The sequence below is a fragment of the Pseudomonas sp. ACN5 genome (genome assembly GCF_002303975.1).
GTDB classification, from domain to species: Bacteria; Pseudomonadota; Gammaproteobacteria; order Pseudomonadales; family Pseudomonadaceae; genus Aquipseudomonas; species Aquipseudomonas laurylsulfatiphila.
On record NZ_MRCP01000026.1, the window covers coordinates 16,186 to 24,341 of the forward strand.

Here is an 8,156-nt window from a genome sequence, read left to right on the forward strand (position 1 = left end):
ATTGTTCTCCTTGAGCCGGCCTAGAGCCGGGCTACGCCAAAACTGTTGGCTTGCAATGGCCGCACCTGGGCCTCGTGACAAATGTCCAGCAAGTAACCGAGCAAGGTCCGGGTATCGCGCGGGTCGATCAAACCGTCGTCCCACAGATTGGCACTGCCGTAGAGCGCCGTGGACTGGCTGTCGAGTTTCTGCGCGGTGACCTGTTCGAGCATGTCGAGCATCTTCGGATCGGGCACCAGGCCGTCCTTAGCCTGTTTGGCCTCGGTGACGATGCGCAGCACCTTGCCCGCTTGCGCACCGCCCATCACGGCGGTGCGGCTGTTGGGCCAGGCGAAGATGAAACGCGGGTCGAGGCCGCGCCCGCACATTGCATAGTTGCCGGCACCGTAGGAGCCGCCGACGACTATTGTCAGCTTCGGCACCCGGGCGTTGGCCACCGCTTGAATCATCTTCGCGCCGTGCTTGATCACCCCCTGCTGTTCCGATTCGGTGCCGACCATGAACCCGGTGGTGTTGTGGAAAAACAGCAACGGCGTCTGGCTCTGGTCGCACAGCTGGATGAACTGCGCGGCCTTGCTCGCGCCCTTGGGCGTGATCGGGCCGTTGTTGCCGATGAAGCCACAGGCGCGTCCCTGAACTTTCAGGTGACCGCAGACGGTCTGCTGATCGAACTCGCCCTTGAACTCGAGAAAGTTCGAGGCGTCGGCAAGCCTGGCGATGATTTCGCGCACGTCGTAGGGTTTTTTCGGGTCATCCGGGATCAGTCCGAGCAGTTCGTCGATAGGGTACAGCGGCTCCTCCCAGCGACGTTCGGGCGATGGGGGCAACTGCTCGTTCCACGGCAGCAGGCTGACGATCTCGCGTACCTGGCGCACACCGTCGGCGTCGTTTTCAGCCAGGTATTCGGCGGTGCCGGCGATTTGTGCGTGCATCTCGGCGCCGCCCAGTTCTTCATCGGTCGCGACTTCGCCGGTGGCGGCCTTGAGCAGGGGCGGCCCGGCGAGAAACAGCTTGGCCTTGCCGCGCACCACCACCACGTAATCCGACAAACCCGGCTGATAGGCACCGCCCGCCGTGGCCGAGCCGTGCACCACAGTCACCTGCGGCAAACCCATGGCCGACATCCGCGCCTGATTGGCAAAGCTGCGCGCGCCTTCGACGAAAATCTCCGCCGCGTAATTGAGGTTGGCGCCGCCGCTTTCGGCGAGGGTGATCACCGGCAGTTTGTTTTCCATGGCGATCTGTTGCAGGCGCAGGGATTTCTTCAAGCCGCTGGGGGAGATGGTCCCGCCCCTGATCGCGCTGTTGTTCGCCACCACCAGCACGCGCACGCCAGACACATAGCCGATGCCGGCGATCAGGCCGCCACCGGCAGAGCTGCCGTCCTTGTCGTCGTGCAGCTTGTAGCCGGCCAGGCTCGCCAGTTCGAGAAACGGCGCGCCGGGGTCGAGCAGCAGATTGAGGCGCTCTCGGGGCAATAACTGACCGCGTTTTTCAAACCTGGGTCTGGCTTCGGCGGCCTTGTCCAGCAGGTTCTGTTCGAGCACGCGGACTTGTTCGATGGCGCTCAGCATCGCCGTACGGTTCCGGGCGAACGGCTCGCTGTGGGGATCGAGTTGCGACTGAATCACCGGCATGGGTTATTCCTTGTCCTTCAACACATCGGGTATGTAGGCGCGGTGGAAACCGTTGTACGACTCGCTGTTGGTCGCCTTGTGGATCGGCCAGGCGCGCCCGCCGAGGCTGGCGGCGCCGTCGATGCGCAGAGTGCTGCCGCTGACGAACGCCGCTGCCGGGCTGAGCAGGAAAACGATCGCCGCGCTGACTTCCGATTCAGTGCCGATGCGCTTGAGCGGTACGTGTTCGCGCAGGGTCGGGATCACGGCCTTGAAGGCGCCTTCGTAGGTGTCCATGCCGCTGGAGGCAACCCAGCCCGGCGCCACGGCATTGACCCGCACGCCGGCATGACCCCATTCGTACGCGGCGGTCTTGGTCAGGTTGTCCATGCCCGAACGTGCCGCGCCGGAGTGGCCCATGCCGGGCATGCCGCCCCACATGTCGGCGAGCATGTTGACGATGGCGCCGCCGTGCTGGCTCATGGACTGGTTGAACACTTCCCGGGCCATCAGGAAACCGCCCACCAGATTGGTGCGCATCACGGTTTCGAAACCCTTCTGGTTGATCGAGGCCAAGGGCGACGGGTACTGCCCGCCGGCATTGTTGACCAGGCCATGGATCGGACCGTGCTTGCGAATCAGTTCGCTGACCAGATGCGTCACCGCTTCTTCCTCGCGGATATCGCAAACGGCCCAGTCGGCCTTGCCGCCGTCTTCGGCGATCTCGGCCGCAACGGTTTTGAGCTTGTCGGCCTTGCGCCCGACCAGCAGCACATGGGCGCCGAGGGCCGCCAGTTCGTGGGCGGTGCAGCGGCCGATGCCGCTGCCGCCACCGGTGACGATGATGTTTTGGCCGGCAAACAAATCGGCTTTGAAAATCGAATCGTAGGCCATGGCGACAATCCTCTAGTTGAGCTGGTCGGCGATGCGCTGCGGCACCGGGATCTGGATTTCCAGCAGTTGCTGGGCGAAGGCTTTGCCTTGCGGGTCGATGCGCAGGCTGGCGACACCGCCGCCGCCGAGGGCGTTTTCCAGCAGGAAATTCAGGCTGTGGCTGGCGGGCAAGTACCAGCGTTCGACCCGCCCGTGGATGGGATCGAGGATGTGGCCCATCCAGTCGACGATCACTTCCGGGGTCAGGGCCTCAGCGATCCATGGCAGGAATTCGGGCTCGCGGGCCATGACGCCGATGTTGCTGTGATTGCCCTTGTCGCCGGAGCGGGCGACCGCGAGCTTGACCAGGGCCACGCTGGCGTCGGCCTGGCCGGTCGGCTTCGGCGCAGCGAACGGGGTTGGCAGGTCCAGCGGGTCGAGCGTATCGAGGGCGGGCAGGGCACAGGGGTGGCGCCGGCCCATGAAATCAATGTCCAGCGTGCAGGCGGTTTTGTCGATGAGGAACGAGAACAGTCGGATCAGCGGATACACCGTCGGCCGGCCACCGACAATGCCGGTCAGCCCTGGCGCCATGCCGGTGGCCGCCTGGGCAATCTCCCGGGAGAACACGATCAGGGCCTGCTTGTCCGGATGGCGCACGGCGAGTTTGATCACCACTTCACGGCTGTCCTGCCGCTGGCCGTGAGGGCCATAGGTGGCCTCGCTGCCCAGCAACTCGATATTCACCTCGCTGTACGGCGCCCAGCCGCGCTGGCTGAACATTTCCGAGGTCTTGTCGATGATCGCCGCGCTGACTCGCCGCGCCTTGTCGACGGCATCGATGCCGGCAATCAGGCAACTGGCCGTACAGCGAAAACCATCGGGATACGTGGCGCTGACCTTGTATTGAGCCGTCGGCGGCAGGCCTTTGGCGCCGTGCACCTGCACCGCGTTCTTGCCTTGTTGCAGCAGTTTGACCTGTGTGAAATCGCACACCACGTCGGGCAGCAGATACGCGCGCGGATCGCCGATTTCATACAGCATCTGTTCACCCACCGTCAGCGGTGTGACCAGCCCGCCGGTACCTTGCGGTTTGCTGACGATGAACTGGCTGTCGGCGCTGACTTCAACGATGGGAAAACCGATGTGTTCGTAGTCGGGCACGTCGCGCCAATCGGTGAAGTTGCCGCCCGTGCACTGGGCGCCGCATTCGATGATGTGCCCGGCCAATGCGGCCTGGGCGAGTTTGTCGTAGTCGTGCCACGACCAGCCGAACTCATGCACCAGCGCAGCGCTGACCACTGCACTGTCGACCACGCGCCCGGTGATCACGATGTCCGCGCCCAGACGCAGGGCTTCGACGATGCCGGGTGCGCCGAGGTAGGCATTGGTCGAGACGCACCTCGATGGCAGGGGTGCACCGCTGAACATTTCATGAATGCCTTGGCTGCCCAGCTGCTTGAATTGCGGTTGCAGGTCGTCACCCAGCAGCACGGCGATTTTCAACGTCACCCCGGCCTTGTCGCAGGCCGCTTGCAGGGCGGCGGCGCAGGCTTGGGGATTGACCCCGCCGGCATTGCTGATGACCCGGATGTTGTGCTGTGCGAGCTGCGGCAGCAAGGGCGCGAGCACTTCGATGAAGTCGCCCGCATACCCGGCCTGGGGATCTTTCATCCGTGCGCCGGCCATGATCGACAGGGTGATCTCGGCCAGGTAATCGAAGACCAGATAGTCCAGATGCCCGTGTTCCACCAGTTGCGCGGCAGCGGTCGAGGTATCGCCCCAGAAGGCGCTGGCGCAACCGATGCGAATTGATTTTGGCGCAGTCCGTTCCATAGCCACCTCCAACTCAAGTGCGTCGACATTACCAAGCAAGCGCTTGGTTTGTAAATGGCTGGATTATCTTCTGCCAAGCGCTTGCTTGGTTGCATCCATGAGCTTAAATTGCCCGCGCAACCCCGCTGTTTTCGGGGTGATCGGCGTTATTGATTGATCGACTGTAGGAGAGAACGGGTGGACGAGCAAAAAGCCCTGAGGGTCATGCGTGAATTGGTGGACGACGGCCAATTGACCGACCCGGACAGCGCCCGTGGCAAGCTGCTGCAAGTGGCGGCCCACCTGTTCCGTAATAAAGGCTATGAGCGCACGACCGTGCGTGATCTGGCCGGCGCCGTGGGCATTCAGTCCGGGAGTATTTTCCACCACTTCAAAAGCAAGGACGAAATCCTGCGCGCCGTGATGGAGGAAACCATCCGCTACAACACCGCGTTGATGCGTGCGGCCATCGCCGAGGCCGGCAATGTGCGCGAACGGGTGCTGGCGCTGATCCGCTGTGAATTGCAGTCGATCATGGGGGGCAGCGGCGAGGCCATGGCCGTGCTGGTCTACGAATGGCGCTCGCTGTCCGAAGAGGGCCAGGCCAAGGTCCTGGCGCTGCGCGAAATCTACGAAGACATCTGGCTGCACGTACTGGGCGAAGCCAAGAGCGCCGGGTATATCCGCGGCGATGTGTTCATTACCCGCCGCTTCCTGACCGGCGCATTGTCCTGGACCACCACCTGGTTTCGCGCCGGCGGTAGCATGAGCCTTGATCAGTTGGCCGATGAAGCGTTGATTCTGGTGCTGGAAGACCGGCAATAAACTTGTGTTGGCCAGCATTAAACTGGCTAACTTGAAGAAAACGCCTAGCTTGAAGTCATTGATGCCGTTTTATTGGGGAGTGAGCTTGTTTTGAGGGGGTCGCCAATTCGGACAGCTTCGCGGCTTTTGCTCGCGACGCTTGCGGTGTCAACGATGCTGCCATCCCAGGCTGCGCAACTGGTGCGCATTGGTGCCGCGCATTTTCCGCCCTACACCGTGCGCCCGGAATCCGGGGCCGATACCGGGTTGCTGCCGCAGCTGGTCGAGGCTTTGAACGCTGCGCAAAGTGACTATCAGTTTGTCCTGGTGCCCACGTCCATTCCACGGCGTTTCGGTGACTTGAAGCAGGGCCGGGTCGACATGGCCATCTTCGAAAATCCGGCCTGGGGTTGGGAGGACATTCCCCATACCGCCGTCGACATGGGGCTGGAAGACGCCGAGATTTTTGTCGCGCAACGCCTGCCTGATCGACAGCAAAGCTATTTTGCCGACCTGAGCGGCAAGCGCCTGGCACTCTTCAGCGGTTATCACTACGAGTTCGCCAACTTCAATGCCGAGCCCCAGTACCTGCAAAAAAACTACAACGCCACGCTGACCTATTCCCATGACAGCAATCTGCTGATGGTGTTACGCGATCGCGCCGACATCGCCCTGGTCACGCGCTCTTACCTGAACGACTATTTTTTGCGCAATCCAAAGGTCGCCAAGGAGTTGTTGGCGTCCGATCGCATCGATCAGGTCTATCACCATTACGCCATCCTGCGCCCGGCGGCCCCCATCAGCGGCGAGGTCTTCGGCAAATTGTTGCAAGGCTTGCGGGACGGTGGCCAGATGCTGAAGATTTTCGATCCGTACAAGATCGCGGTGGTGCCGGTCCCGCACAACGAACCGGCTCCACAGGTCGCCAAGTGATGGTCTTTTCCTAAATTTCCCGCCGTGGCTCACGTCACCTCGTTGAACTGTCGACGATTATCGTGAGCCCGCCCCCATGTCCAATCTGAATGACCTGACTGTCCTGTGCCTGCCGACCGGCAGTCGTCTTGCCGCTGATGAAACGCTAGGCCGCCTGAGCCTCAGCCTGGAAGGGCAGCCGTTGCTCACCCTGCGGCTCAATCGTGGCCCCGAGTTGCACGTGCAATTGCTGGAGCACTTCAGTCACCCCGAAGGGCAAGCGATATGGGCGGCCTGCTACTGGCTGTTCGCTCGCGACCCCGACTGTCAGCGCCTGGTCTGGCAACTGCAAGACGTGCCGCACGAAGCTGTGCTCAGTGGTTTGCTGATTCCGACTTCCGTCAACGGCCAGTATTGCTGCGAGCGCACCTTGTTCTGGCAATTGCCGCAGCCATGGCTGGTGCATTCCCTGACCGGCAGCTACCCACAGCAAATGGTCATCACCGGTGGCAAGCGTCATCCGCTGCGAGCGGTGAAACCCCGGGGTGAGGTGTATCGACGATTCGATGCGCGGCTGGGCGCCTGGGTTTCCCTGCGTACCCTGGAAATCGAGCAAGACCTGGCGCGTTTCAACCGTTGGCAGAACAGTCCGCGCGTCGCCAGCTTCTGGCAGGAGGAGGGCAGCCTCGAACAGCATCGCCAATACCTGAGCAAACTCGAGGCCGATCCGCACACCCTGACGCTGATCGGGTGTTTCGACGATCAGCCGTTCGCTTACTTCGAAGCCTACTGGGCCAAGGAGGATCGCATCGCCCCCTTCTATGATGCCGGCGATTACGACCGCGGCATTCACATGCTGGTGGGGGAGGAAAATCATCGCGGTCCGCACAAGGTGGCGAGCTGGTTATCGGCGCTGGTGCATTACCTGTTTCTCGATGATCCGCGCACGCAGCGCGTGGTGGCCGAGCCGCGTGCCGATAACGCGAAGATGATCGGGTACATGCACAACCAGTGCTTTCACTGCGAGAAGGAATTCGACTTCCCGCACAAGCGCGCGGCCTTGATGGTGGTGGGGCGGGAGCGGTTTTTCGATCGGTGCGCACTGGCCTGAGGATTGAGGCTCAAGATTCGTCGCGGTCTTGAGTCAGCCTTCGTCGGAACGCCGCCCGGACCAAGCCCGCTCCCACTGGGTGTGTGCAGAATCTGTGGGAGCGGGCTTGCTCGCGAAGGGAGCGACGCAGATTTCAGATCTTAGTGGCGAGCGGCTACATCGCCACGATTCCCCGACACCTTGCGGCAGTGCACCAGCGCATCGCGAATCATGAAGTTCACCAGGGTCGGCGAGACGCCGAGTTCCTTGGCGATGTCTTTTTGCGGTACGCCGTGCAGGCGATACATCTCGAAGGCGTAGCGGGTGCGGCTCGGCAACTCGGTCAACGCATCGGCAATGTGCTCCAGCGTCGAGAAATTGATGTGCGAAGTTTCCGGTGACGCACCCTGGATCACCACATTCAGCCCTTCCTCTTCAGGGCCGGAGTACTTCTGCTCCAGCGCCTGCTTGCGGTAGTGGTCGATTGCCAGGTTGCGCACGATCTGGAACAGGTAGCTGAGCTGGGCCTTGATCGAACTGGTGATGGGCGGGGCCGATTGCAACCGGAAGAACGCGTCCTGCACAACATCTTCGGCACGTGAGCGGCAACCGGTAATACGGGCTGCGATCTTCACCAGAATCAGTCGATTATCGACGAATGCCTGAAGTAGCGGTGTATCGCACCTGCTTGTGGATACTGGTTCCATCATGGAAATCACCTTGCTGCCAAAAGGTTAGTGGGACGGGGATAAACCGGGGGGCCGTCCTGCACAATCGAGCGACAAATTAGGCTTAATGATAATGATTGTCAAATGAGAAAAAGAATTACTGCGCGACAAAAGTGCAGAGTGCGAACTGCGACACGTTGACGCTCCTTTCAGCCCGCCTGGCGTTCCAGTCGACACCTAATTATTTCAAGACGTCATCCGTTCTCATTGGTGAATGGAACAGCGCAATTCTCATAACCCTGTAGGAGCGAGCTCGCTCGCGATGGTCGTCAACGATGACGATGGCCGCCTGACACTCCGCGGCGTTCTCCTTTTTTT

At 61.6% G+C, this 8,156-nt stretch carries 7 protein-coding genes; 3 read left to right on the forward strand and 4 right to left on the reverse strand.

The window, feature by feature from the left end:
- Nucleotides 1-20 precede the first annotated feature (20 nt).
- Genes atuC through BSF40_RS30115 form a run of 3 tightly spaced genes read right to left on the reverse strand, consistent with a single transcriptional unit; the run spans nucleotide 21 to nucleotide 4,325 of the window.
- A complete protein-coding gene (atuC, locus tag BSF40_RS30105) occupies nucleotides 21-1,637 on the reverse strand; it encodes a geranyl-CoA carboxylase subunit beta (protein WP_095968085.1) in 1,617 nt (538 codons plus the stop codon).
- A 3-nt stretch (nucleotides 1,638-1,640) separates the two neighbouring features.
- Nucleotides 1,641-2,510, reverse strand: a complete 870-nt coding sequence (locus BSF40_RS30110) for an SDR family oxidoreductase (RefSeq protein ID WP_007973449.1) — start codon at nucleotides 2,508-2,510, stop codon at nucleotides 1,641-1,643.
- 12 nt (nucleotides 2,511-2,522) lie between these two features.
- The gene (locus BSF40_RS30115) at nucleotides 2,523-4,325 is read right to left on the reverse strand and encodes an acyclic terpene utilization AtuA family protein (RefSeq protein ID WP_095968086.1); all 1,803 of its coding nucleotides are present in this window, start codon (nucleotides 4,323-4,325) and stop codon (nucleotides 2,523-2,525) included.
- A 177-nt stretch (nucleotides 4,326-4,502) separates the two neighbouring features.
- Between BSF40_RS30115 and BSF40_RS30120 the strand changes: the two genes are divergently transcribed.
- From BSF40_RS30120 to BSF40_RS30130, 3 genes are all read left to right on the forward strand, one after another.
- Entirely contained in the window at nucleotides 4,503-5,129 is a 627-nt protein-coding gene (locus BSF40_RS30120) for a TetR/AcrR family transcriptional regulator (RefSeq protein ID WP_095968087.1), read from the forward strand.
- A gap of 153 nt (nucleotides 5,130-5,282) precedes the next feature.
- The gene (locus BSF40_RS30125; RefSeq protein WP_256589621.1) at nucleotides 5,283-6,041 is read left to right on the forward strand and encodes an ABC transporter substrate-binding protein; all 759 of its coding nucleotides are present in this window, start codon (nucleotides 5,283-5,285) and stop codon (nucleotides 6,039-6,041) included.
- A 76-nt stretch (nucleotides 6,042-6,117) separates the two neighbouring features.
- Nucleotides 6,118-7,131, forward strand: coding sequence for a GNAT family N-acetyltransferase (locus BSF40_RS30130; RefSeq protein WP_095968089.1), 1,014 nt, complete (start codon nucleotides 6,118-6,120; stop codon nucleotides 7,129-7,131).
- Nucleotides 7,132-7,271: 140 nt separating this feature from the next.
- On the opposite strand, the gene BSF40_RS30135 is transcribed toward BSF40_RS30130, so the two are convergent.
- Entirely contained in the window at nucleotides 7,272-7,820 is a 549-nt protein-coding gene (locus BSF40_RS30135; RefSeq protein WP_095968090.1) for an RNA polymerase factor sigma-70, read from the reverse strand.
- Nucleotides 7,821-8,156: the final 336 nt, after the last annotated feature.